Source organism: Cupriavidus sp. SIMBA_020, assembly GCF_046535395.1.
Taxonomy (GTDB): domain Bacteria; phylum Pseudomonadota; class Gammaproteobacteria; order Burkholderiales; family Burkholderiaceae; genus Cupriavidus; species Cupriavidus campinensis.
In genome coordinates, this window is the sequence record NZ_JAWRWU010000778.1 from 1 (window position 1) to 265 (window position 265).

1 protein-coding gene is annotated in these 265 nt (G+C 72.1%); it reads left to right on the plus strand.

Translation table 11 applies throughout. The annotated features are described in order from the left end of the window. The coding region (locus SB751_RS31470; RefSeq protein ID WP_410749207.1) for a TRAP transporter large permease subunit at positions 1-265 on the plus strand (265 nt) is incomplete at both ends.

Below are 265 nucleotides of genomic sequence, written 5' to 3' on the forward strand. Positions count from 1 at the left end.
GCTGGCGGTGGCCACGCTGGCCACCTGCGCCATCTTCGCCACCGCCACCGGCATCGTCGGCGCGGTGGTGACGCTGATGGGCCTGCTGGCCATGCCGGCCATGCTCAAGGCCGGCTACAGCGTGCGCCTGACGGCCGGCGCCATCACGGCCGGCGGCTGCCTGGGCATCCTGCTGCCGCCTTCCGTGATGCTGATCGTGTACGGCGCCACCACCGGCGTGTCCGTGGTGCAGCTCTACGCCGGCGCGCTGTTTCCCGGCATCATG